General features: G+C 64.2%; 21 protein-coding genes and 1 tRNA gene. 18 read left to right on the forward strand and 4 right to left on the reverse strand.

What is annotated here, in order from left to right:
- The first annotated feature begins 109 nt into the window (after nucleotides 1-109).
- From hpnJ to LAN61_04580, 9 genes are all read left to right on the forward strand, one after another.
- The gene (gene hpnJ / locus LAN61_04540) at nucleotides 110-1,618 is read left to right on the forward strand and encodes a hopanoid biosynthesis associated radical SAM protein HpnJ (GenBank protein MBZ5539774.1); all 1,509 of its coding nucleotides are present in this window, start codon (nucleotides 110-112) and stop codon (nucleotides 1,616-1,618) included.
- A gap of 10 nt (nucleotides 1,619-1,628) precedes the next feature.
- Nucleotides 1,629-2,057: an EamA family transporter gene (locus LAN61_04545; GenBank protein MBZ5539775.1), complete on the forward strand. Its 429-nt coding sequence runs from the start codon at nucleotides 1,629-1,631 to the stop codon at nucleotides 2,055-2,057.
- On the forward strand, nucleotides 2,054-2,425 hold the full coding sequence (locus LAN61_04550) for an EamA family transporter (protein ID MBZ5539776.1): 372 nt from the start codon (nucleotides 2,054-2,056) through the stop codon (nucleotides 2,423-2,425). The genes LAN61_04545 and LAN61_04550 overlap by 4 nt, the downstream gene beginning before the upstream one ends.
- A gap of 100 nt (nucleotides 2,426-2,525) precedes the next feature.
- Complete coding sequence (locus LAN61_04555) at nucleotides 2,526-3,869, forward strand: glycosyltransferase family 39 protein (GenBank protein ID MBZ5539777.1); 1,344 nt, start codon at nucleotides 2,526-2,528, stop codon at nucleotides 3,867-3,869.
- 24 nt (nucleotides 3,870-3,893) lie between these two features.
- Nucleotides 3,894-4,616 carry a glycosyltransferase gene (locus tag LAN61_04560; GenBank protein ID MBZ5539778.1) on the forward strand — a complete coding sequence of 241 codons (723 nt, stop codon included), beginning with the start codon at nucleotides 3,894-3,896 and terminating at the stop codon, nucleotides 4,614-4,616.
- A 92-nt stretch (nucleotides 4,617-4,708) separates the two neighbouring features.
- Nucleotides 4,709-4,930 (forward strand): hypothetical protein, encoded by a 222-nt coding sequence (locus LAN61_04565; protein MBZ5539779.1) that lies wholly within the window; start codon nucleotides 4,709-4,711, stop codon nucleotides 4,928-4,930.
- A 130-nt stretch (nucleotides 4,931-5,060) separates the two neighbouring features.
- On the forward strand, nucleotides 5,061-6,914 hold the full coding sequence (locus LAN61_04570) for a glycosyltransferase family 39 protein (protein MBZ5539780.1): 1,854 nt from the start codon (nucleotides 5,061-5,063) through the stop codon (nucleotides 6,912-6,914).
- A gap of 50 nt (nucleotides 6,915-6,964) precedes the next feature.
- Entirely contained in the window at nucleotides 6,965-8,377 is a 1,413-nt protein-coding gene (locus tag LAN61_04575; protein ID MBZ5539781.1) for a glycosyltransferase, read from the forward strand.
- Nucleotides 8,356-8,430 (forward strand) — tRNA-Gln (locus tag LAN61_04580). The genes LAN61_04575 and LAN61_04580 overlap by 22 nt, the downstream gene beginning before the upstream one ends.
- A gap of 340 nt (nucleotides 8,431-8,770) precedes the next feature.
- Here LAN61_04580 and LAN61_04585 read toward each other — a convergent pair.
- The 4 genes from LAN61_04585 to LAN61_04600 all read right to left on the reverse strand — a co-directional run bounded on the left by LAN61_04585 (nucleotide 8,771) and on the right by LAN61_04600 (nucleotide 12,666).
- Nucleotides 8,771-9,262 carry a rhodanese-like domain-containing protein gene (locus LAN61_04585; protein ID MBZ5539782.1) on the reverse strand — a complete coding sequence of 164 codons (492 nt, stop codon included), beginning with the start codon at nucleotides 9,260-9,262 and terminating at the stop codon, nucleotides 8,771-8,773.
- A 30-nt stretch (nucleotides 9,263-9,292) separates the two neighbouring features.
- On the reverse strand, nucleotides 9,293-10,261 hold the full coding sequence (locus LAN61_04590; GenBank protein MBZ5539783.1) for a hypothetical protein: 969 nt from the start codon (nucleotides 10,259-10,261) through the stop codon (nucleotides 9,293-9,295).
- Nucleotides 10,242-11,060, reverse strand: a complete 819-nt coding sequence (locus tag LAN61_04595; GenBank protein ID MBZ5539784.1) for a helix-turn-helix domain-containing protein — start codon at nucleotides 11,058-11,060, stop codon at nucleotides 10,242-10,244. The genes LAN61_04590 and LAN61_04595 overlap by 20 nt, the downstream gene beginning before the upstream one ends.
- A gap of 193 nt (nucleotides 11,061-11,253) precedes the next feature.
- Nucleotides 11,254-12,666: a M20/M25/M40 family metallo-hydrolase gene (locus LAN61_04600; GenBank protein ID MBZ5539785.1), complete on the reverse strand. Its 1,413-nt coding sequence runs from the start codon at nucleotides 12,664-12,666 to the stop codon at nucleotides 11,254-11,256.
- Nucleotides 12,667-13,140: 474 nt separating this feature from the next.
- On the opposite strand from LAN61_04600, the gene LAN61_04605 reads away from it, so the two are divergent.
- The 9 genes from LAN61_04605 to rpoZ all read left to right on the forward strand — a co-directional run bounded on the left by LAN61_04605 (nucleotide 13,141) and on the right by rpoZ (nucleotide 23,664).
- Nucleotides 13,141-14,289, forward strand: a complete 1,149-nt coding sequence (locus LAN61_04605) for a sensor domain-containing diguanylate cyclase (GenBank protein MBZ5539786.1) — start codon at nucleotides 13,141-13,143, stop codon at nucleotides 14,287-14,289.
- Nucleotides 14,290-14,433: 144 nt separating this feature from the next.
- On the forward strand, nucleotides 14,434-16,785 hold the full coding sequence (locus LAN61_04610; GenBank protein MBZ5539787.1) for a hypothetical protein: 2,352 nt from the start codon (nucleotides 14,434-14,436) through the stop codon (nucleotides 16,783-16,785).
- 6 nt (nucleotides 16,786-16,791) lie between these two features.
- Nucleotides 16,792-17,517, forward strand: coding sequence for an LPS export ABC transporter ATP-binding protein (gene lptB, locus LAN61_04615; protein ID MBZ5539788.1), 726 nt, complete (start codon nucleotides 16,792-16,794; stop codon nucleotides 17,515-17,517).
- 30 nt (nucleotides 17,518-17,547) lie between these two features.
- Complete coding sequence (gene rpoN, locus LAN61_04620) at nucleotides 17,548-18,990, forward strand: RNA polymerase factor sigma-54 (protein MBZ5539789.1); 1,443 nt, start codon at nucleotides 17,548-17,550, stop codon at nucleotides 18,988-18,990.
- A gap of 13 nt (nucleotides 18,991-19,003) precedes the next feature.
- The gene (rapZ, locus tag LAN61_04625; protein MBZ5539790.1) at nucleotides 19,004-19,879 is read left to right on the forward strand and encodes an RNase adapter RapZ; all 876 of its coding nucleotides are present in this window, start codon (nucleotides 19,004-19,006) and stop codon (nucleotides 19,877-19,879) included.
- A gap of 120 nt (nucleotides 19,880-19,999) precedes the next feature.
- A complete protein-coding gene (locus tag LAN61_04630; GenBank protein MBZ5539791.1) occupies nucleotides 20,000-21,871 on the forward strand; it encodes an ABC transporter ATP-binding protein/permease in 1,872 nt (623 codons plus the stop codon).
- Nucleotides 21,868-22,806: a YicC family protein gene (locus tag LAN61_04635; protein ID MBZ5539792.1), complete on the forward strand. Its 939-nt coding sequence runs from the start codon at nucleotides 21,868-21,870 to the stop codon at nucleotides 22,804-22,806. The genes LAN61_04630 and LAN61_04635 overlap by 4 nt, the downstream gene beginning before the upstream one ends.
- Nucleotides 22,807-22,829: 23 nt before the next feature.
- Entirely contained in the window at nucleotides 22,830-23,441 is a 612-nt protein-coding gene (gene gmk / locus LAN61_04640; GenBank protein ID MBZ5539793.1) for a guanylate kinase, read from the forward strand.
- 1 nt (nucleotide 23,442) lies between these two features.
- Nucleotides 23,443-23,664, forward strand: a complete 222-nt coding sequence (gene rpoZ / locus LAN61_04645) for a DNA-directed RNA polymerase subunit omega (GenBank protein MBZ5539794.1) — start codon at nucleotides 23,443-23,445, stop codon at nucleotides 23,662-23,664.
- The last annotated feature ends 14 nt before the right edge of the window (nucleotides 23,665-23,678 follow it).

Consider the following 23,678-nt stretch of genomic DNA (forward strand, 5'->3'; position numbering starts at 1 on the left):
TAGAATAAAAGCCTGGTTTCCGTGCTCTAAACAGCCGTCCGCCGCGTGCGGTGCTGTTTTGGGGTGGTGGTGTGGGGGAAACCTGTCCCGATTGGATTGAGGGTGAAGAATGCCGGATGTAATGAAGACGCTGCTGCTGAATCCGCCGAGCTTTGAGAATTTCGACGGCGGAGCCAGTTCGCGGTGGCCCGCGACGCGCGAGATCGAATCCTACTGGTACCCCGTGTGGCTGACCTACCCGGCGGGCATGCTCCCGGGCAGCCGCCTGCTGGACGCCTCGCCGCACAAGGTGAGCTGGAAGCAGACCATCGAGATCGCCAAGGACTACGAATTTCTGGTCCTCTTTACCTCTACTGTCGGGTTCGCCAGCGACCTGAAACTCACCCGCCTGATCAAGGAACAGAATCCCGGTCTGAAGATCGCCTTCGTCGGCCCGCACGGGCACATCAAGCCGGACGAGACCCTGCAAGCCAGCGAAGACATCGATTTCGTGACCCGCGGGGAGTTCGATCACTCCGTCGTGGAATTCGCCCAGGGCCAGCCGCTCGCCGAGATCGCCGGGATCAGCTACCGCAAGGACGGCAAGGTCGTGCACAACCCGGACCGCGCGCAACTGCACACCGCGGAACTCGATGCGCTCCCCTTCGCCGCCGAAATTTACAAGCGGGACCTGGAGATCGAACGCTATACCGTGCCCTTCTTGCTGCATCCCTTCGTTTCCTTCTATACCAGCCGCGGCTGCCCCGCGTTGTGCACCTTCTGCATGTGGCCGCAGACCATTTCCGGGCACGCCTGGCGCGTGCGTTCCGCGGAGAACGTGGCCCGCGAAGTGAAGTTCGCCATCGAAGCCTTTCCGCAGATGAAGGAAATTTTCTTCGACGACGACACCTTTAACATCCGCAAGGACCGCGTCCTCGAAATCTGCAAGCTCTTCAAGCCCCTCAAGTTCCGCTGGTCCAGCACGGCCCGCGTGCACAGCGACTACGATACGCTCAAGGCCATGGCCGATGCCGGCGCCCGCCTCTTCATCGTGGGCTTCGAATCCGGCGATGCGCAAATCCTCAAGAACATCAAGAAGGGCGCTACCGTCGAGATGGCCCGCACCTTCATGAAGAACTGCCGCAAGGTCGGCATCCGCGTGCACGGCGACTTCATCATCGGCTTGCCCGGCGAGACCCGCGAGTCCATCGCCAATACCATCGAGTTCGCCAAAGAGCTCGATTGCGAGACCATCCAGGTTTCCCTGGCCCATGCCATGCCCGGTACCGAGCTCCACGACCAGATGGCCCGCGACGGCTTCCTGCGCGTCGAGGCCCTCGCCGATTCCAGCGGCCACCAGCTCCCGCACATCGAGTTCCCGCACCTCTCCAAGGCCGAGATGATGGCCGGGGTCCACCGCTTCTACGACGAGTACTACTTCCGCCCCAAGGTCGCCTGGCGCATCGTCCGCGAAGCCCTGTGGGACGCCCACGAGCGCAAGCGCCTGTATCACGAGGCCGTGGATTTCCTTAAACTTCGTGCGGAACGCCTGAAGTGGGCCCGCCAACAGCACGACGAGCCGGCCAAAACCGTGGTCCCCGTGCCGGGCGCCACCACTACGGCTTCGGCCAACGATTAATCCACCGCAGATGGGACACCAACGCAGGCTGCGCATCAAGACTCTGGCCTTGGTCTGTGCCATGGTCGTGTGCGCCAACGCCGGAGACCTGCTGCTCAAACGCGGCATGACCCAGGTCGGAGCGGTCCAGCTTTCCGCCGCGGGACTCTCCCACGCTTTCCTGCTTACGGTTCTTAATTCCACGATCTGGATCGCCATTCTGTTTCTGCTGGGCTTCATGTTCAGCTATATGACCGCAGTTTCCTGGGCGGACTACAGCTACGTGATGCCTGCGGGAGCCTTCGGCTATGCGGCACTGACGTTTCTGGCGGTGGTCTTCCTCGGGGAGACGGTGACGCCGCGGCGCTGGGCCGGCGTGGCGCTCATCTGCGCCGGCGTGCTTCTGGTGGGACAGACGAAGCCGCGCACCACCGCTGCGACGCCCCAGGTGACGCCATGATGCGCAGCATGGGAATGCTCGGGGTGCTGATTCTGAGCAGCACGGGGGGTGAAATCGCCATCACCCACGGGATGAAGGTGGTCGGTGAGCCGGAGCGGTTGCGGCCCCGCGCTTTGCTGCTCTTCCTCGGGCGGGCCCTTCGCAATACCTGGTTCTGGACCGGCGTGCCGCTGCTGGCGCTTTCCTTTTATTCCTTGCTGGTGCTGCTCTCCTGGGAGCCGGCCAGTTTTGTCATTCCGGCCTCCGCACTGAACTACGTCGTGGGAACGTTTGGGGCCAAGTACCTCCTCGGCGAAGAAGTGAACGCTGCGCGCTGGGCGGGTGTCATCCTGGTCTGTGCCGGCGTGGCCCTGGTGGCGGCGGGATAGGCAGAGAAGAGCAATGACGGCTCCCCGGACCGCGGTGTGCAGCAAGAAGATCAGTCTTTGATTCTTGGGAAGGCCGGCTCGGGAGAGAATGAGGGTGGGCGTGGCACATCGCGATTCAGCAGTGCTCTCGACCGCAGCCGCTTCTCGATCCACGCGCACCATCTTGATCCTGGTCCTCGCTGCGCTGGTGGTCCGTATCGCCGTGATTCCCTTTGTGATCGATGAGCACCTCAAGCCCGCTCGCGATCACTGGAAGTTCGGCTGGGAGGAAGGCAAGATCGCGCGCTCGCTCGCGACCGGCCAGGGCTTCAGTTCACCCTTCTTCGAGCGCACGGGCCCGACCGCCTGGACCACTCCGGTATATCCAGGACTGCTTGCCGGCGTCTTTTGGCTTTTCGGCGTCTACACGCGTGCTTCGGCCTGGGCCATCCTTATTTTGAACGCTGTCTTTGCCTCTCTCACCGGCATCCCCGTCTATTTCCTGGCGCGGCGCGGCTTCGGACCGCCCGCCGCCTTTTGGGCCGGCTGGGTCTGGACTCTCCATCCCTACTCCATCTTTCTCTCCTCCAGCTTCATCTGGGGAAACTGCCTCGATGCTCTGATGATGGCCCTGCTCCTCTGGGTCACGCTGGCGATCGAGGACCAGACCAGCCTCGTGCGCTGGATCGGCTATGGTCTCCTGTGGGGAGTGGCGGCGCTGAACAATGCGGTCGTCCTCTCCACGCTTCCTTTTCTTCTCGGATGGCTGGCCTGGCGCCGCCAGCGGCGCGGCAGAGCCTGGCGCTTGTCCACGATTGCCACGCTCTTGACGCTGGCCCTCACCGTCTCCCCTTGGTTCGTCCGCAACTACGCCACCTTCGGCCGCTTCATTCCCTTCCGCGACACCTTCTGGCTGGTCTTCTGGATGGGCAATACCGGGGACGCCTCCGCTCCCTATCCGGACTGGGCCAATCCGGCGCACAACGATGCGGAGCTCGCGAAATACTACCGCCTCGGAGAGCTTGGCTACATGCAGGAAAAGCGCAGTGCCTCGCTCGATTACCTCCGGCAGCACCCGGGCCTGTTCCTGCGGACTTCCGCCAAGCGCTTCCTCTTTACCTGGACCGGTTTCTGGTCCTTCAGGCCGGCCTATCTGGCTGCGGAGCCGCTGGAATTCGCCAACATTGGATTTTGCGCCGCGCTCACCGCGTTGCTGCTGGCCGGATTGCGCCGCGCCTATCTCCTCAACCGGCCGGCCGTGCTTCCTTTTGCGCTTGTCTTGCTCAGTTATCCGCTGGTGTACTATTTCACGCACACGGACATCGACTATCGCCATCCCATCGATCCCGTAGCGGCGGTTTTCATGGGCGTGCTGATCGCGGGCTGGCGCAGGAAGCACACGAAATCCGGCGCGGGATTCGGGACCACGGAATTCGTATCCGAATCCCCGGGCTTGCGGGGATAAGGGCGAGTGGACCGGGAGATGGCCTTGCAACTATTGCGATGGGCGGCGCTGCTTACAGCGCTCGGGCCGCTGGTCTACTACGCCCTGGCCATCTACTGCGGCTGGGATTTTTTCCGCCGCGTGCGCCGCACATCGCCGGCCGCTTCTTCTTTCACTCCTCCGGCGAGCATCCTCAAGCCCGTGCGCGGGGTGGACTGCGGCGCCTATGAGAATTTCGCCAGCTTCTGCCGCCTAGACTACCCCGAATACGAAATCCTCTTCGCCGTCGGCGACGCCGATGATCCCGTCATCCCGCTCATCGAGAAGCTGCAGCGCGAATTTCCCCGGCGCCGCATCCGGCTGCTCGCCTCCGTGCCCCAGATCGGCGCCAACCGCAAGGTGAACAACTTGTGCGCGCTGGTGCGCGCCGCGCAGCATGACCTGCTGGTGATCAACGATAGCGACGTGCGCGTCGAGCCCAGCTATCTGCGGGAAGTGGCTGCGCCGTTTGCCGATCCCCGGCTGGGCGCGGTGACCTCATTCTTCCGCGGCCGCGTCGAGGGCGGTGTCGCCGCCGCCCTGGAAGCCCTGGTGCTCGCCACAGAGACGGTGCCCAATGCCCTCGTGGCCCGGAAAATCGAGGGCAAGGTGCAATTCGCCTTCGGCTGGACCATGGCCACCACCCGCCAGCACCTCGCCTCCATCGGCGGCTTCGAGGCCATGGCCAATCACCACTCCGACGATTTCGAGCTGGGCAACCGCAGCTGACCTTCGGCCTGCCCTGGGCCGTCCTCGCCGCCCTTCTGGCGCCTTCCGTCACAATCGCCGCGAGCTATCTCGCGGCGTATCTGTTCCTGCGCTTGTTGCTCGTCTGGACCGTGGGCGTCTGGGGACTCGACGATCCCGTGACGCGGAAAAGCCTGTGGCTCGTGCCTCTGCGCGACGCCTTGAACTTTGCCGTGTGGATCGCCGGTTTTTTCACCAGCAAAATCCGCTGGCGCGGTCTGGAGTTCCGTGTCCAGAAGGGGCTTCTGGTTCCCGTGCAGGACGCCGGGGATGCGCAGGCCGCTCCCCGCGCCTGAACGCTCTGTTTTTTTGGCGGCCGGTGGTTGAATCAGGGCGATCCAAGTACTATAGAAGCTCCAAAGAATAAATCAGAAGGGACGCCGCAGGGCGTAACTCCTTTCGCCGGTCAAACGTCCAAGACCAGATATGCGCCTGAACGCCAAGCCAGCCTCCGGTACACAGGACACCAGCCGGCGTGCGGCACTGTTCCTTCTCCTGTTTTTCTCCGCGCTCGTCTACCTCGGCAATGCGGGCTTTCCCGGCCTGCTCGATGATGCCGACTCTTCCCACGCCATGGTCGCTCGCGAGATGCTGCAGCGCCACGACTGGGTCATCCTGTACATGAACGGCATCCGCTACCTGATGAAGGCCCCGCTGCACTACTGGGCCGTGGCCGCCAGTTACCGCGCGTTCGGAAGCAACGAATTTTCCACGCGTCTGCCCGTGGCCCTGGCCATGATCGGCCTGGTGCTGCTGGTGAACGCCTTTGCGCGCCGCTTTTTCGGCCCGCGTGCCGGCCTCTATAGCGGTCTGGCCGCCTGCACCGGCGCGGGATTTTTTCTCTTCACGCGCATTATGATTCCGGAGGCCATCTACGCCCTGGAATTCACCGCCGTCTTCTATCTGTTTCTGCGGGGCTGGACCGGCTCGCTCGAGCCGCGCCTGGCCTACTGGGGAGCCGCGCTGTTCACCGCGCTGGCCATGCTTACCCGCGGCCTCGTCGGGGTGATTTTTCCCGTGGCCGTCCTCGGCCTGTTCATCCTGGCCACGCGGGGCTGGGACCGCTGGCGCGAGTTGCGGCCCGTTTCCAGCAGCCTGGTCTTTCTCCTGGTTGCCGCCCCCTGGCACATCCTCGCCAGCCTCCGCGCGCCCACCTTCTTCTGGTCGTACTTCATCAACGAGCATTTCAAGCGCGCCGTCGGCACCCGCTTTCCACCGGACTACGAAGCGGTCCCGCTGTGGTTGTGGCTCGGCGCGCATTTCATCTGGTTCTTTCCCTGGAGCGTCTTTTTTCCAGGGGCTTTGCGGAATATCCCCCATCCCCGCACCTGGAAGGCATTGTCTATCGAAGGACAGGCGCGGCTGCTGCTGCTCTTTTGGGCCGGATTCATTCTGCTCTTCTTCTCGCTCACCTTTGGTTCGCGCATGGAGTATTACAGTTTCGGCGCCTGGCCGGCCATCGCCATGCTCTTGGGTACTGGCCTGGCGCAGGCGGAGCAGGATGGCCGGCGCTGGGTGGGCGCGATGCAGTCGGCGCTGGCGCTTCTCGGCGCGGGAATCGCCGGCGTGCTGGCCACCCTGCTGTGGCGCTCCGCCAACGTGCAGGTCCATGGCGATATCGCGTCGCTTCTGCAGGAGCGGGAAATCAATTTCTACCGCGTCTCCATGGCCCATGTGTTGGATCTGACCCCGCAGGCCTTTGCCGTGCTGCGGCTCCCGGCGGCGCTGGCTGCCGTGGCTTTGTTGTGCGGTTTCGGGGCCGCTTGGTGGCTGCGCCGCGCCCAGCGCGCCTCCGGCGCGGCGATCTGCATGGCCGCCACTATGGCCGTGTTTTTTTTCGCTGCCAATATCGCCCTGGGCGATTTCGGACCCTATCTTTCGGCGCGCCCGCTGGTGCGGAAAGTGCAGTCGCAGATGCGCCCGGAGGACGTGGTGGTCTTCTACGGCGAGTTTGACCTCGGCTCGAGCGTGGCTTTCTACACCCATCGGCGGCTGCTGCTTTGGAATGGGCGCTACAACAATCTCCTGCCAGGCTCTTACTATCCCGATGCGCCCCATCTGTTTCTGACGGATGCGGACTTTCTCCCGCTCTGGCAGGGCCCGCAGCGCGTCATCCTGTTTGTGCCCGCGGAGAAGCGCCAGGAAGCCATCCAGCGGCTCCCGGATGCGCGAGCCCACCTGCTTGCCGAATCCGGCGGAAAAGCCGTCTACGTCAATCATCCGCTTTCCGGCTCTTCTGCTCCGGGCGCCCCGGCGCCCGGAGCGGCGCCGGGAAATTGACGTGGCGCCGCGGGCGGCTCTAGAGTAACCACAAGAACGGACGGAATTCTTTGCCGATCCTGCTTCACTCGCTCTGGCGTTACGCGCTGCTGCTCGTGGCGGCGGCGCCCCTGGCCTATTACGCCGCCGCGACCTTGGCCGCCGCGCGCTTTTTCCGCCGCGAGCGCGCCCGCCAGCTCCCCGCGTTTACTCCCCCGGTGAGCGTCCTGAAGCCCGTGCGCGGCGTCGATTTCGCTTCCTACGAAAATTTCGCCAGTTTCTGCCTGCAGGACTATCCCGACTTCGAGCTGCTCTTCGCCGTCAACGATTCCGCCGATCCCGCCGTCGAACTGATCCACCGCCTGATGGCCGAATTCCCGCAGCGCCAGATCCGTCTGTTCATTGGCGCGCAGCCCCTCGGCGCCAACCGCAAGGTCAACAAGCTCTGCCGCCTGGCCGCCGCGGCGCGCCACGATATCCTCGTCGTCAGCGACGGCGATGTGCGCGCCGGCCCGCGCTACCTGCGCGAAGTCGCCGCCCCCTTCGCCGATCCGCAGACCGGCGTCGTCACCTGCTTCTACCGCGGCATCGCGCAAGAAAACCTCTTTGCCGCTATCGAAGCCATCGGCGCCTCTTCGGATTTTTTCGCCGGCGTCCTCATGGCCCATTGGCTCGAGGGCATGAGCTTCGCCCTGGGCGCCACCATGGCCACCACCAAAGCCTGGCTCGCCAAAATCGGCGGCTTCGAAGGCCTCGCCGCCACGCACTCGGACGATTACGAGCTCGGTCATCGCATCGCCCTGCAAGGCGGCCGCATCGTCCTTTCCCGCGAACCCGTCTGGACCATGTATCCGGCGCAGTCCGCGCGAGGTTTCTGGGAGCATCTGGGAGCATCAGGTGCGCTGGGCGCGCACCGTGCGCCTCTGCCGCCCGCTTTCCTTCGCCGGTCTGATCTTCACGCACGGCCTGCCCTGGGCCCTGCTCGCCGCGCTCCTCGTTCCCGGCAAAGCCTTGGCCGCCGCTTGGCTCGCCGGCTGGCTCCTCCTGCGCCTGCTGCAGGCCTGGGTGGTCGGCGTGTGGGGCGTCGGCGACGACGTTCTGCGCCGCAAGCTCTGGCTCGTGCCCTTCCGCGACGCTCTGTACTTTGCCGTCTGGCTCGCCAGTTTTACTTCCAATCGCATCACCTGGGGCGGCGCCGAGTTCGCGATGCAAAAGGGCCAGATGATCGCCGTCGAAGAAGACAACCCTGCCGCCGCGGCCCTTTCCACACGCCCGCGCAGTTAGCCGCCGGAACTCTAAACTCGTTCTCCCTCCGCAGCCTTTGCCGAATTTCGTATTTCGAGTTTCGCCTTTCTCCCCCGCCCGGGTTGACGCTTGGCGCTTTCCTGATTAAAGTAGAAGAGATGAATCGCGGTTGCCGGGACACCCGGAGTTGCCGCGGTTCCTTTTTGTTCCTCCCCGCTGGGAGGTCGTCCAATCGGTAGGACTCCAGACTCTGACTCTGGCTATCCTGGTTCGAGTCCAGGCCTCCCAGCCAAATTTTCTTGCCGCCAGCACCCAGGAAAGAAAGGCCTTCTGGCTTCTTCGCAGAAGACTTCGCGGAGTTGTCCGCGTTCGGGACGCACGTGGGTAGGGAATACCGGCTGGGCATCTCCAAGATGGGCAAGAAGTTCGCGCTCTTGCCGAACATGAGCAAGGTGCTGTGCACGGAGGAGTCGCCACGGCCTGTGAAGAAGCTTCCGCGGGCGCTGCGACCGGGCCCGAAGAAGAAAAGTAAAGGAAAGAGTGTCCGGGGCGGCTGGCCGAGCTGGCCGTCCGCTTTCCATCTTGACGCTGCTCCGATCGCTCGCCGCTGCGGATTTACCCTAAAAAGCTGCTTAAAGCCCCTTTTGGATGGGGTAGCCCTTGGCCACCCAGTCCGTGGCGAAGTCCGTGGGGAGGATGAGTACGCGCAGGTGCGTGAAGCCCATTTCGCGCAGCGCGGCGAAGGCCGGGCGGATGTTGGGGCAGTGCGAAAGGGGGCAGCAGCCGCAATAGACCACCAGATTCGTCTCGCGCGGAAGAGTTCCCGCCCATTTTTTCAGATCGGCAAGGCCCTGTGCGGCCGACGCGGAGCCGTGGAACGTAGCCCCGGGGATGTGCGCGCCTTCGAAGAGGGTGCGGAAACCGGCACAGACGACAACCGGGGCGCCGGCGCTCTTCGCCGCCGCGAGCTCGCGGACGAGATCCGCCGGCTGGACGGTCTGTGCGGGCGTCCAGGGATCGGACGCGGCGGGCGCCGGCAGGAATGCCAGCAGCACGGCGAGTGCGGCGAGCATGCCGAAAACGAGCAGGGCTTTCAGGGATGCGCTTTTTTTCTGGACAGGCATATGCGGACACCTCGCTAGGGGAATTTGTAACTAGCCGCCGGATTTCGCCGTGCGCTGGCGTTGCATTTTCTGCGCCGTGGTGCGCAGCGTCTCTGGGACGTTTTTGTTGGAGATGAGCATCTTGAGGTCCTGGGCATTCAAGAGCGGCAGCATGTGCAGAGAAACGTCCAGCGGCGTCTTGGGATTGTTCATGAGGCTGCGGATGACCAGGTAGTTCTTGCGGAAATTACGGTTGTTGGCGATGAGCCGCAGGATCTCGTCGCTCAGGTTGGTCATCGCCGCGAAGGATTCGACTTCGCGGTCGGTCAGGCGCGGCGACTGCAGGACGGCGCGCTGCACGACCTTGTTGGAATCGCGAATCAGCGAGCGCCGCTCGCCCGAGCCCCCTTTGAGGGCCAACTGCACACGCTGAGATACGGTCATCTTGGCGAGCCTTTGCAGCAGCGTCTGCTGTTTGACCTTATCCGGCTCCGCGGCGGCCACCCCTTCCGCCAGCGCGGCTTCATCCACCGCCGAGCTGCGCAGTTCCTCGAGCTGCTTTTTCTGGTTGATCGTGACCGAGGTGGAATGTTCGAGCGCGGCAGCCAGCGCCGGGCAGCCGCTGACGCGGTCCAGCTCCTCCATCAGCGCCTGGATGTGCTGCGTGGAAAGATGGCGCACCACGGGAACGAGATCTTCGGCGGGGCAGGCCTTGTTGTGAACCAGGGCTTCGCCGATGCCCGGCTTGTCCGCGAGATTGTGCGCGCAGTAGTGGAAGAGCGCAGGCAGGGTCTTTTCCCGCTTGAGGGCGGCCACGAAGGACTCGACGGACTGCGCGAGCAGCGCCTGCTGGGCATGCTCGGCGATCATGGTGTCGTCATCGACGGAAAAGACGACCAGGATTTCGGCGCGGTCGGGGGGCTCGAGATGCAGGGTGCCGCCGCAGATGGCCAACTTGCGCTCGCGCGTGGCGCGCCCGATGCGAAACTGCTCGAGTTGTTCAGCGGTAAGAGGATCCACGGGTTGTCTGCCTCAGGTCTTTGCGACTTAAGCTGATTGTACCCGAGGAGCCGGGAGTGCCAATGGGCGGCATGGCCTGGCCGTTCAATTCCAGCAACACCGCGCTGGAGTCTGCGGCGGTTACTTCGAAGCGCTCATTGGCGGCGAAGTGCAGAGTGTCGCCGGAGTGCATTTCCCCGTCCAGGAGGACGACGCCGTCGGCCACGATGCGCACGCGGGTGGCGGCGCTGGCGGAAACGGAGAGATCCAGGGAGGAGTCCGCGGGGGCGCTGGCGGCAGGCTTCTTTTCCGCCGGCGCAAGTGACGCAGCGGCGGCGGGCGTGGTGACAGGGGGCGCGGTGGCCGCCGGTGTGCTGGCAGCGGACGCGGAGGATGGAGAATTCACCGGGACGCTGACCGCGGCGGTGTGCGCGGAGCGGCGCGCGGAAAGACGGCGCCAGCCGTAGACAGCGCCGACGAGAAGCAGGAGGAACACGAGGGCGGCCACGGCGGCGGGGAGCCAGCGCGGCATCTCCTGAGGCGTGGGCGCGAGGGTCTGGTACGGCTGCGGGGGCGGCTCCTTGCTGCGGGCCAGATCGAATTCGGCGAGGAGGCTGTCTTCGTCGAGGCCGAGGTAGCGGGCGATGCTGCGCACGAAACCGCGGGCGAAGACGCCGCCGGGCAGCTTGCTCCACTCCTCGCTTTCCAGGGCTTGGAGATAGCGATTGGAGATGCGTGTGGCGGCGGAGATCTCATCCAGGGAAACCTCGCGCATCTCGCGCTCGCGCTTCAATCGCTCGCCAAAAGTGCCCTGGGCCATAAAAAGGAACCTGCCAGAAGTATGCGGCTGGTGACGGGGCGGGGTGCGGAAACCCGTCCGAGGAACTATAGGCGGGCCGTGGGGGAGTGTCAAACGGGAGCAAGAAAAAGAAGGTCAGCTACACGGCGCCTGATTCAGGCGAAGAGATGTACCAGCGGCATTGCGCCATCCGCCTGGCTTTAGGGAAAAAGCTTCAATCGCCGGTCTTGGAGAGGATCTTTACCAATTCGTATAAGAACGTCTGGCCTTCGTAGAAGGATTGCACGCTCATCCGTTCATCCCGTCCATGGAAGCGGATGTCATCGCGGTCCATGAAAAGACCCTGGACTCCATAAGTCGGAATGCCAGCCGCGCGCAGGTATGCCCCGTCGGTTGCGCCCATGACCATGGTTGGCACGACCGGCACACCGGGCCAAAGAGTGTCCGTGACGCGGCTAACGGCTTTCAATACATCCGGCCGCAAAGCAGAAGCCGGTCCCTTCGTCACGTCGTGGATAATCTTCACGGTGACCTGGTCGTCTGCCAGGATCTTTTGCAACGTGTTCTGCACATAATCGACGGAATCCTCGGGCAGGACCCGGCAGTTCACGGTCGCAGCCGCAAGTTGTGGCAAAGCGTTCATCGCGTGCCCGCCTTCCAATTGCGTTGCCACACAGGTAGTGCGGAGCGTGGCGTTCCACGCCGGAGAAGCCGCTGCAACCCGCGGCATGGCCTCCTGCGAACCTTCGGCGACCTTCGCGAGATCTTCTTTCAGGGGGCCCGTTTCGAGCTTGGCCATCTGCTGGAAATAAGCCGCGGTCACTTCGTTGGTCTTCAGCGGAAATCCGAAGTGCGAAAGGCGTTCCAGAGCGCCGGCGAGATGATAGATGGCATTATCCGGCACCGGCAGCGAGCTGTGACCGCCCTTGTTTCGCACCTCCAGCCGAAAATTGATCACGTACTTCTCGCTCACCTGCAAGTCGTTGGAGATATTCTTGCCGCCCGCCGATTCGCCCCAACCGCCCTCGTTCAGAGCCAGCTCTGCATCGATCAGATCCCGGTGGTTCTTGAGCAGCCAAACGACACCGTTGTACGGACCGCCGCCCTCTTCATCCGCGGTAAGCGCCACGATGATATCGCGGTCGGGCCGGAACCCTTCCTGCTTGTAGCGGATCAAGTTTGCGATCCAGATGGCCGCCTGTGCCTTATCGTCACCGGTGCCCCGGCCGTAAAAGTAGCCATCCTTTTCAATGAATTGAAACGGGTCCAGACTCCAGTCCTCCCGCTTGGCTTCCACGACATCCGTGTGGGCGAGAAGCAGAAGCGGCTTGCGGGCCCCCGTGCCGTGATAGCGAACCACGAGATTAGCCTTCTTTGGGTTCGCGCCGCCCACAAAGATATCGGACTCGGGGAATTCCGCGGCTCTCAACCGCGCTGCCGCTGCCCGGACAACGGGAGTGGTCGCGCCCGTCGTATAACCAGACTGGATTTCGACAAATTCTTTGTAGATAGCGTGCGCGAGCTGTTTTTCCGCCTCCGGCCGCATCGATTGGGCGCTGAGGGTAGCCGCGCAGAGAAACGGGATGAGGAGCAATCCGAGGATGGGACACTTTTTTACGGTCAGCATCGCGACATTGTTCCACGATGGGCATATTGATGCAACTTTTCAATGCCGCCTTTTCAATGCCGCCACACTTCTCGCGCGATTGCCTGAAGCCAATGCCCCTATGCTCTGGAGGGAGCCGATCGCCTTCCAGCGGCTTACCCGAGTGTGTTTAGGAAATGGCTCTGCTTGGCCGCCGAGTGTTTAGCGCTAGCTGGCGGGAACAGCCGTGGGGGCTGAAAAACTCACTCATTATCACCAGCCATCGGCAGGGTTACCCGCCCGCCGAGGAAACCCCACCGCTACTAGGCAGAAATGAGCGGCCAAGAGAGAGATGCGGGTATGGCAACCCAGGGCGAGGAGTTAGTTGCGCGTCGGAAAGCGGGCTGCTTATACTGGCCTGTAGCGCGGCCCGTCATGGGAACCTTTCCGCGGGTGCAGGCAGTAGTGCAGGCCGGCGGAGAACTTGAGGCACGGATTTAACCAGACATGGAGGAAGTGAAACAATTTCCGGCCGTGGAACGACGCCGCAACCCGAGTGTGGCGCTAGAACGGCGCGAAGCGGGCGAAGTCGCCATCTTCCAGGAGCTGGGCAAAGCCCTCACGTCTTCCCTCCAGCTCGACCAGGTCCTCAGCACAATTATGGAGAAGATTGACCAGTTTTTGCGTCCGGACAACTGGTCGCTGCTGCTGCTGGATGAGAGCAAGCAGGAGCTGTATTTCGAGCTGGCCATCGGCAAGGCCTCGCAGTCGCTGAAGGATGTGCGCATCAAGATGGGGCAGGGCATCGCGGGCTGGGTGGCGCAGCACGGGGAAGCCGTGGTGGTGCCGGACGTCTCCAAGGACACGCGTTTTTTCTCGCAGGTGGACGAAAAGACGAAAATGGAGACGCATTCGATCGTGGCCGTGCCGGTGAAGTTCCGGGACACCTGTCTGGGCGTGATCGAGCTGATCAACTGCTACGGCAAAGAGGGCTTCCAGGAGCGCGACCTCAAGCTGCTGGAGGCGCTGGCGGATTTCGCGGCCATCGCCCTGGAGAACGCGCGGCATGTGAAGCGCATCCACGAACTGACGATCACCGATGACTGCACGAGCCTGTACAACGCGCGGCACATGACATTTATCCTCGATACGGAAATCTACCGCTCGAAGCGCTACAACTACGAATTTTCCCTGGTGTTCATCGACCTGGACCACTTCAAGCTGGTCAACGATACACACGGCCATTTGGTGGGCTCGCGGCTGCTGGGGGAGATCGGCGAGGCGCTGAAGACCCACTGCCGGCTGATCGATTTTGCCTTTCGTTATGGCGGGGATGAGTTCGTGATCCTGCTGCCGCAGACGTCCAAGGAAAATGCGCTGAACGTGGCGCGCCGGCTGCACCGCCTGGTTCGCGAGACAGTGTGGCTGGTGAAAGAAGGCCTGAACATCCACGTCACGGCGAGCATCGGCGTGGCCGCCTATCCGCAGGATTCGCGCACCAAAGAAGGCGTGATGCACCTGGCGGACGAGGCCATGTACCTGGTGAAGAATACGAATCGCGACAGCGTGGCCGCGGCGAACATGGGCATCCTCAGCCCGCAGTCCGCGGAAACCCCCGGATCGCCGGACGCCGCCGGAAGTTCCCGAGCCACGGACAGAACCTGACCCCGGAAGCGCGCGCGGGCGCGTGTTGTTCCTTGCCTCTGGCTTACCTATACTCAAAGCGAACGGACGTTGACTGCTTCGCGGTCACACTTGCCGTTGACCGCTCTGCGGTCACACGTACAAAGGAGCCGGCGCACCCGCACGATGCGCAGAACAGAAGCGGCGCGCTATGCGCGCTGGTCGGCTGGCGTGGCGATGGTTCTGGTGGCCATTACCCTAGGGGTGTATGTGCAGCGCGGCTGGGTGGCCCGGCGCGAGCGGAGGAAGGCCCCGCCGCCGGCGCCGCCGAGCGTGGAGAAGCAATCCACGGCGCTGACCTTTTCGAAAGTGGAAGGGAACCGCACGCTGTTCACGGTGCGGGCATCGCGCTCCACGCAGTTCCGAGGGCGGGCGGAAGACCTCCTGGAAGACGTGCAGATCACGATTTTCGGGCGCAACGGCGAGCGCCACGACACGATCCACACGCGCAGCTGCCAGTACACCAAGGACGGCGGGAGGATCGCCTGCGCGGGCGAAGTGCAGATGGAGCTGCAGAGCGCCGCGGACGCGGAGCGCGCGGCGCAGGAGCGGGGAGCGCCGGCCACGCGCACCGTACACGTGGAAACGCGGGGCGTGAGCTTCGACCGCGAGAGCGGGGTGGCGCGCACGGAGCAGACCGTGAAATTCGCGTTCCCGGACGGGGAGGGGCAGGCGCAGGGGCTGGAGTATCGCTCGGACGAGGGGCTGCTGCGGCTGGAGAAAGACGTGCGCCTGCGGGTGAAGCGGTTGGCGGAGGGCCGGGGGAAGGCGGCGGGCGTGGCGGGCGAGGAAGTGAACCTCACGGGAGCGAGCCTGGAATACCGGCGGGAGCAGCGGGTGATGAAGCTGGGCGGGCCGGTGCACGCTGTGTCGGAAGCTGCGGAACTGGCGGCGGGAGAGATGACGCTGGAGTTGGACGCGAATTACCGCGCGCAGCGGCTGGTGGCGAAGGCGGGAGCGGCCAGCGGCGCGCGGCCGGAGGTGCGCGCGCAGCGCAGGGGCGGAGCGGGGCGGGTTTCCGCGGACGAGATGGTCGCGGAGTTGGATGCCGGCGGGGCAGTTCGCCAGGTGCAGGGAACGGGGCAGGTGCAGGGGGAATTCTTGAATGGGGCGGTGGCGACGACACTGGCCGCGCAGCACGTGGCCTTGGAATTTGCCGGGCGCAGCGCGGAGCCGCAGCAGTTGACGGCCACGGGCGCGGTGCAGGCGGAAACGCGCGCGGCGCGGCCAGGCGGCGCCGGGGAGACGCTGCGGCGGCTGCAGAGCGAGGCGGTGCGATTGAAATTCGCGCGGCGCGGCGCCAAAGGCGGGGCGCGCCTGGAGAGCGCGGAGACCCTGGCGCCGGGATCACTGGAGTGGGTTGACCGCTTTGCGGTCACACCTGGAGAAGAAAGCGGCGCGGGGCAGAGCGCGATGCGGCTGCAGGCGGAGCACATTCAGCTTGCGCTGCTGCCGAACGGACGCGCGGGCGAGGCCCTGGCGCGGGGGAACGTGCAAATCCAGCGGACGCTGCCGGGCCGGCCGGAGGAGACCAGCACGGCGCGGGAGGGCACGGCGCGCTTCGACGCGCAGGGCGACTGGACGGAGATGACGCTGCGGGGGGACGTGAAGGTGCGCGCCGGGGAGCGGCGCGGGCAGGCGGATACGGCAGTGTTCGTGCGGGCGGCGCAGACGGCGCAGCTGAGCGGAAACGCGCTGGTGAGCGATGCGGGAACGCGCACCACGGCGCACACGATTACCTTTTACCAAACCACGGGCGAGATTCTTGCGGAGGGCGGGGTGCGCTCGACGGATCTGGCGCCCCGCGGCGGGGCTGTGCAACTGGCTCCGGTGCCGGCGAATCTCTCGGCGGAGCGGTTGCAGGCCAATGCGCAGACGGGGCGGGCGGTCTACTCCGGGCACGCGCGGCTGTGGCAGGGCGATTCGGTGCTGGAGGCGGACAGGATCGAGATGCTGCGCAATGAGCGGGTGCTGAACGCGAGTGGAAACGTGCGCGCGGTCTTTCCTCAGACGGCGGCGGCACCGGGCGCGGCCGGGAGCCGGGCGCAGGGCGCGGGACGCGGCGGGCCGGCGCTGTGGCACGTGCAAGCCGGGACGCTGAGCTACCGCGAAGCGGAGAGCCGGGCGCGGTTGGAGGGCCAGGTGCTGGCGCAATCGGCGGGGCAGAGCATCCGCGCGGCGGCGCTGGACCTGGAATTCCGGCGCGGGGCGAACGGCGGGGCGCAGCAACTGAGCCGCGCGGTGGGCACCGGCGGGGTAACCGTGGCCCAGGATGGGCGGCGGGGCACCGCGGAGCGCGCGGAGTACAGCGTGAAGGAGGGGAAGTTCGTGCTTTCCGGGGGGAATCCGACGCTGTACGACGAGGCCAGCGGCACCACGACGGGGCGTCAATTGACCTTCTTTCTAGCGGATGATACGATCATCGTGGACTCAGAAAAAGGAACGCGCACGCTGACGAAGCACCGAGTCGAGAAATGACGAGGTATGCTGAAGCTTCAGGCCGCCGATATCAGCAAGACGTATCGTGGACGGAAGGTCGTTGACGACGTTGAGCTGGAGATCGGTCAGGGTGAAGTCGTCGGGCTTCTGGGACCTAACGGCGCAGGAAAGACCACTACTTTCTACATCCTCGTGGGTCTCACGCGGCCCGATTCCGGCCGAGTTCTCCTGAACGGCAGCGAGATCACGGACCTCCCCATGTATCTCCGGGCCCGCAGTGGAATCAGCTATCTCCCCCAGGAACCTTCGGTGTTTCGCCAGCTGACTTGTGAAGAGAACCTGCTGGCGGTGCTGGAGACGCTGCCCCTGACGCCGGAGCAGCAGCGGGACCGCCTGGAGGAGCTGTTGATGCAGATGGGGCTGGAGACAGTGCGGACGAACAAGGCCTACTCGCTGTCGGGCGGGGAGCGGCGGAGGCTGGAGATCGCGCGGTCGCTGACCCTGCAGCCGTCCTTCATTCTGCTGGACGAGCCGTTTTCAGGGATCGACCCGCTGACGGTGAAGGATCTGCAGGAGATCATCCGCGGGCTGAGCCGCATGGGGATCGGCGTGCTAATCACCGATCACAACGTCCGGGAAACATTAAACGTCACGGATCGCGCATACATCCTGAATCATGGCAGAATCTTTAGAGCGGGCACTCCGGAAGTGCTGAGCACGGACCCGGAAGTGCGCCGCGTATACCTGGGAGATCATTTCCGCCTGAACTAGCGGTGCGGGGTTCGCGGCGGAGAGCGAAACATGAGCTGGCAAGGACTCAAGCTCAATCTGAGGCTGGCGCAGAAGCAGATTCTGACGCCCGGTCTGGTACAGATGGTGAGCGTGCTCGCGCTCAACCGCCTGGAGCTCCGCGAGATGATCAACCAGGAGATGGTGGAAAATCCCGTCCTGGAAGAGCTGAGCGAAGAGCCTACGGTCTCCGACAACTACAGCGATGAAACCTTCCTGAAAGCCGAAACCGAAAAGATTCCGGAAAAAGAAGCGGCGAACCCTTTTGATGAATTCGACGTGGGCAGCTTTTTCAACCAGTACCTGGATAGCGGTGGCGACGGCGGGCAATCGCAGGAGCGCGAAGTCTCCGAGCGGCCCTCCTTCGAGAAGTTCCTCTCCTCGCCGACCGGGCTGACCGAACATCTGACTTGGCAACTGAGCGTGACCATCTGCTCGGAGAGCGTCTGCGAGATCGCCGAGAGCATTATCGGCAACCTGGACGAAAACGGCTACCTGATGGCGACGCTCGAAGAGCTGGCGCAGGAGGGCCAGTATTCTCTGGAGGATATTGAGGACGCGCTGGCGGTGGTGCAGGAGTTCGACCCCCTGGGAGTGGGCGCGCGGGACCTGCGGGAATGCCTGCTCATGCAGCTGAAGACCCTGGACCCGCAGAACACGCTGGCGCAGCAGATCGTCGCGGAGCACCTGAAGTTCGTGCAGGCCAACCAGCTGAAGGAGATCGCGCGCGCGCTGAACCGTCCGGTGGAAGTGGTGAAGCACGCCGTGGACGTGATCAAGAAGTGCGATCCGCGGCCGGGGCTGCGCTACAACAAGACCGAGCCGCGGCTGGTGGAGCCGGACGTTTACTTCCGGAAAGTGGACGACCAGTGGCAGGTGTTCCTGAACGAGGACGACATGCCGCAACTGCGGCTGAGCCCGACCTACCGGCGGCTGCTGGCGCGGGACGCGGCGGACCGCGACGTGCGCAATTACGTGAAAGAGCGCTTCACGGCCGCGATCCAGCTGCTGAAGAACATCGAACAGCGCAAGCACACGATCCTGCGCGTGTGCCAGTCGATCATCGCGCGGCAGGGCGAATATCTGGACCACGGACCGGACGCCCTAAAGCCGATGATGATCAAAGAGGTTGCGGAAGAGGTGGGCGTGCACCCCTCGACGGTGAGCCGTGCGGTGGCCAGCAAGTACGCGCACACGTCGCAGGGCGTGATCGAGCTGCGCTCGTTTTTCTCCGAGTCCGTGAACGGGCCGGAGGGCGGCGGGATGTCGCTGCTGACGCTGAAGCGCGTGGTGAAGAAGATGATCGAGGAAGAAGATACGGCCAAGCCCCTGACCGACGACCAGATCGCGAAGAAGCTGGAAGAAAACGGCATTCGCGTGACGCGGCGCACGGTGGCCAAATACCGCGAAGACATGCGCATCCCCAGCACCCACCAACGCCGGGTGAAGGCCTAGGCGCGGCGGCTCCGTGAAACGCGCGCCGACCCACGAAGCCCGCCAGCTGGTCATCCTCACCGGCCTCTCCGGTTCCGGGAAAAGCACGGTCTTGCGGGCGTTCGAAGATATGGGTTTCTACTGCGTGGACAATCTGCCGGTGGAGCTCATTCCGACGTTTGCGGAGCTGCACGCGCAGGGGGGCGGGGAATTCAGCCGTGCGGCGCTGCTGGTGGACGCGCGGGAAGGCGCGCAGCTGGAAAAGCTGCCGCCGCTGTACCGCAAGCTGAAGCGCGAGCATCCGGTGACCCTGGTGTTCATCGAAGCGAGCGAGGACGCGCTGCTGCGGCGCTACAGCGAGACGCGGCGGCCGCATCCGCTGGGCAAGGATTCTTCGGTGCGCGAAAGCCTGAAGCGCGAGCGGACTATGGTGGACCCGATCCGCAAGATGTCGGATGTGGTCATTGATACGTCGCGGTTCAACGTCCACGAACTGCGGCAATTCATCACCAAGCGGTTCAAGACGGCCGAGCACCAGCCCCTGCTAGTGTCGTTGGTGAGTTTCGGATACCGCTATGGGCTGCCGACGGACGCGGATCTGGTTTTTGACGTGCGCTTTCTGCCGAACCCGCATTTCGTGGCGACCCTGCGGCGGTTTTCCGGGCGCGCTCCCAAGGTGGTGCGCTACCTGAAGTCGTTTCCGCAGACGGGGGAGTTTCTGCGGCGGATCGAAGGACTGCTGACTTACCTGATCCCCCACTACATCCGCGAGGGAAAAAGTTATCTGACCATCGCCATCGGCTGCACGGGAGGCCGGCACCGCTCGGTGATGCTGGCGGAAGCGATGCGCAAGGCGCTGGCGAAGCGCGGATTCGAGACCAAGGTCGTGCATCGCGATGTGGAGAAGTAGGCGGGGCGTCTCGCGCCACGCCCTCGGGAGACGCGCCGGGACCCCGGGGAAACTTGACAGGCCGCAGCGCGGCGCATAGCGTACCAATTGCGAATTTCCGGGGAAGAGAAAGGCGAGGGCTTGCTGGTTTCACCCCAATTGCGCCGGTTGTTGAGTTATGTGCGGCCGTACCTGGTGCGCATGTCGCTGGGCGTGGTGTTGCTGGCGTTCGTGGCCCTGGCCGAAGGGCTCATCGCCCTGCTGCTCCGGCCGGGGATTGACCAGGTGCTGAAGCCGAATCTGTCCGTGTCCAGCGTGCCGCTGGTGACCATCCCGTGGTCCCACAAGGTGATTTACCTGAACCACTTTTTTCCGCCGAGCATTCACAATGTGTGGACGATTTTCGCGATCAGCCTGGTCATTCTCTCCGTCGCCAAGGCCGTCGCCGAATATCTGGGCGCGACGCAGATTCAATACGTGGGCCACGCGGCGGTGACCGATTTGCGCAATGCGGTGTACGCCAGGATCATCCGCCAGCCGATCGGCTTCTTCCAGCACAATCCGACGGGGCGGGTGCTTTCGACGACCATCAACGACGTGGAGCGAACGCGGATCGCCCTGTCGGAATATCTGGCCGACCTCTTCCAGAAGGGCTTCACCTTCCTGGTGTTCGTCGCCGTGCTGCTGGTGGTGAACTGGAAGATGGCGCTCTGCGCGGCGGTGCTGCTGCCCCTCGTGGTGCTGCCGGTGAACAAGTTCGGCCGGAAGATCCGGCGCTCGGCGGAGAAGAGCCAGACGCGGCTGGGAGACCTCAGCCAGATCCTGCAGGAAACGGTGAGCGGGAACCGGATCGTGAAAGCCTTCGGGATGGAGGAGTTCGAAATCAGGAAATTCCGCGAAGCGGCGCGGCGGCTGCTGCGGGAGAGCATGCGCTGGGTGCGGGCCGCGGTGATTACCTCGCCTCTGATGGACCTGCTGGGCGCGGTGGTCATCCCCCTGATCCTGCTCTATGCGCGGGACCAGATCCGGCATCAGGTGATGACCGAGGGACAGTTTTTCGTGTTTCTGTATGCCATGTTCAACGCCTACATGCCGGTGAAGCGCATGGGCTACGTCTATCAGCAGTTCCAGGCGGCGCAGGGCGCGAGCACCCAGGTGTTCGCGTATCTGGACCGCGAAGAGGAAGTGCACGAGGCGGCCGGGGCGCGCCAACTGGAGACGTTCTCGGGTGAGATTGAGTTCGACGATGTAGGGTTTGCCTACGAACAAACACCGGTGCTGCGGGGGATCAGCTTCCGCACGCGCAAGGGCGAGGTGATCGCCCTGGTGGGGTCGAGCGGGGCAGGGAAGACCACGCTGGTGAATTTGCTGCCGCGCTTCCACGACGTGACCAGCGGAGCAGTGCGCATCGACGGGGTAGATGTGCGGGAACTGTCGCTACGCTCGCTGCGCAGCCAGATCGCCATAGTGACGCAGGAGAACATCCTGTTTCACGACACCGTGTGGAACAACATTTGTTACGGGCAGACCAACGTGGAGGAAGCGCGGGTGGTGGCGGCGGCGCAGGCGGCGCTGGCCCACGATTTCATTCTGGAGCTGCCCCAGGGGTACCATACCGTGCTGGGCGAACGCGGTCAGAGATTGAGCGGGGGGCAGCGGCAGCGCATCGCCATCGCGCGGGCCATCTTGAAGGATTCGCCGATTCTCATACTGGATGAAGCGACGTCGGAGCTGGATTCGGAGTCGGAGCGGCTGGTGCAGGCGGCGCTGAGCAACCTCATGGTGGGGCGCACGGCGTTTGTGATCGCGCACCGCCTGGCGACGATCCGGCGGGCGGACCGCATCCTGGTGCTGGAAGACGGGCAGATCCGGGAAACCGGCACGCACGGGGATCTGCTGACGCGCGGCGGGCTGTATGCGCGGCTCTACGATTTGCAATTTGCGGATGACGAGAGCCTCGCGCCGGCGCGAGCGGAAAACGGACAGTTGCGGGAGCCAGCGAGCCAATCATGAGTGCAAACCGGGAAACGGCAGGGCGGATGCAGGAATGCGTATCGATGACGGGCTTTGCCATGGCCCGCGGCGAATACCAGGGCTGGGCCCTGCGCATGAGCGTGAAGAGCGTGAATCACCGGTTTTTGGACGTGAAGCTGCGCCTGCCGGAGGGATTCGATCTCTACGAAGCGAAGCTGCGCCAAGCGGTGCGGGAAAAGATTCAACGGGGGCACGTGGAGGTATACGTGAATATGGAGCCGAGCGGGGCGGCGCCGCTGCAGATCAATCAGGAACTGGCGCGGGCCTTTCTGCATGCGGCAGAGGAGCTGCGGCGACAGACCCAGGGGCCGAGCGGAGTGGACGTGATCGCACTGCTGCGCCTGCCAGGAGTGGTGATGGGCGTGGCGCCGGCGGTGCCGGAAACGGAAGAAGAGCAGGAACGCATGGGCGGCGCCCTGGTGGCCTGCCTCACGGAGGCCCTGGGGAAGCTCGTGGAGATGCGCCGGATCGAAGGGCGGCATCTGGTGGAAGAGTTGCGCGCGCGGCTGGCGCGCATCGCCGAGCAGGCCGCGCAGATCCGGGAACTGGCGGTGAAGGTGCAGCCGGCGTTTCACCGGCGGCTGGAAACGCGGCTGAAGGAACTGCTCAGCGGGTCGGGGCTGGAGCCGGCGCGCATCGCGCAGGAAGCGGCGCTGCTGGCGGAGCGCAGCGACGTAAGCGAGGAACTGGACCGGCTGCGCAGTCATCTGACACAATTCGCGCAGCTCCTGGACAGCGGCGGGGAAGCCGGCAAGAAGCTCGATTTCCTGCTGCAGGAGATGCACCGCGAGGCCAACACCCTGCTTTCGAAGACCCCGGGCGCGGAAAGCGAAGGACTGGCCATCACCGGGCTGGCGCTGGAGGTCAAGTCGGAGATTGAAAAGCTGCGCGAACAGGTGCAGAACATCGAATGAGCGCGGGGAGCCAGGTCGAGCCGATGGTGCTGATCGTGTCGGGTCCTTCGGGATCGGGAAAATCTACACTGGTGCAGCGCATCCTGGAGCTGGAAGATACGATGCCCTCGATCTCCTGCACGACGCGCCCCCGGCGCGCGACCGAGAGCAGCGGGAAGTGCTATGATTTTATTGGAGAAGCCGAGTTTGAGGCCATGGTCCGGCGCGGCGAATTTCTTGAGTACGCGCGGGTCTTCGGCAAGCACTCCTACGGCACGCCGCGCAAGTGGCTCGAGAAGTCGCGGGCGACGCGCAAGGACCTGGTGCTGGAGATTGACGTGCAAGGCGCGGCGCAGGTGAAGGAGAAGCTGCCGGAAGCGGTGGCCATCTTTATCTTGCCGCCGTCGCGGGAAGAGTTGGAGCGGCGGCTGCGCAGCCGGGGGCAGGATTCCGAAGACGAAATCCGGCGGCGGCTGGGGCAGGCGCGGGATGAGATTCAGGCGTTCGGCCGGTATTATGATTATTGCGTGGTGAATGACGACGTGGAGCGCGCGGGACGCGAAGTGCAGGCCATCGTAGTGGCGCTGCGCTGTGCCAGCGCGCGCAACCGCGTCCGGGTTCAAGAGCTTCTTGCCTCGTTCGGAGGGAAAGATTGAGATGAGCGCGCAGTCCAAAGCACCAGAAAGCAAGTTTGCCTATGTCGTCATCGCGGCACGCCGCGCGCGCCAGCTCATGGCCGGCGCCCCGCCGCTCCTGGATAATCCCCACACGCAGAAGGCGACGCGCGTCGCCCTGGAAGAACTCGATCACGGTCTGCTGGAGTTCGAACTGCCGGAAGTTCCGGCAGAAGATGACAAGGAAAGCAAGCGCCGGAAGTAGCCGCGCGCGGAGGC

This window comes from Terriglobia bacterium (assembly GCA_020072785.1).
Taxonomy (GTDB): Bacteria; Acidobacteriota; Terriglobia; order Acidiferrales; family UBA7541; genus Acidiferrum.

Bases quoted from the DNA above. Each gene is read 5' to 3' on its own strand.
- hpnJ (MBZ5539774.1), top strand. From the start codon at position 110: ATGCCGGATGTAATGAAGACGCTGCTGCTGAATCCGCCGAGCTTTGAG.
- LAN61_04545 (MBZ5539775.1), top strand. From the start codon at position 1,629: ATGGGACACCAACGCAGGCTGCGCATCAAGACTCTGGCCTTGGTCTGT.
- LAN61_04550 (MBZ5539776.1), top strand. From the start codon at position 2,054: ATGATGCGCAGCATGGGAATGCTCGGGGTGCTGATTCTGAGCAGCACG.
- LAN61_04570 (MBZ5539780.1), top strand. From the start codon at position 5,061: ATGCGCCTGAACGCCAAGCCAGCCTCCGGTACACAGGACACCAGCCGG.
- LAN61_04585 (MBZ5539782.1), bottom strand. From the start codon at position 9,262: ATGCCTGTCCAGAAAAAAAGCGCATCCCTGAAAGCCCTGCTCGTTTTC.
- LAN61_04595 (MBZ5539784.1), bottom strand. From the start codon at position 11,060: ATGGCCCAGGGCACTTTTGGCGAGCGATTGAAGCGCGAGCGCGAGATG.
- LAN61_04600 (MBZ5539785.1), bottom strand. From the start codon at position 12,666: ATGCTGACCGTAAAAAAGTGTCCCATCCTCGGATTGCTCCTCATCCCG.
- LAN61_04610 (MBZ5539787.1), top strand. From the start codon at position 14,434: ATGCGCAGAACAGAAGCGGCGCGCTATGCGCGCTGGTCGGCTGGCGTG.
- lptB (MBZ5539788.1), top strand. From the start codon at position 16,792: ATGCTGAAGCTTCAGGCCGCCGATATCAGCAAGACGTATCGTGGACGG.
- rpoN (MBZ5539789.1), top strand. From the start codon at position 17,548: ATGAGCTGGCAAGGACTCAAGCTCAATCTGAGGCTGGCGCAGAAGCAG.
- LAN61_04635 (MBZ5539792.1), top strand. From the start codon at position 21,868: ATGAGTGCAAACCGGGAAACGGCAGGGCGGATGCAGGAATGCGTATCG.
- gmk (MBZ5539793.1), top strand. From the start codon at position 22,830: ATGGTGCTGATCGTGTCGGGTCCTTCGGGATCGGGAAAATCTACACTG.
- rpoZ (MBZ5539794.1), top strand. From the start codon at position 23,443: ATGAGCGCGCAGTCCAAAGCACCAGAAAGCAAGTTTGCCTATGTCGTC.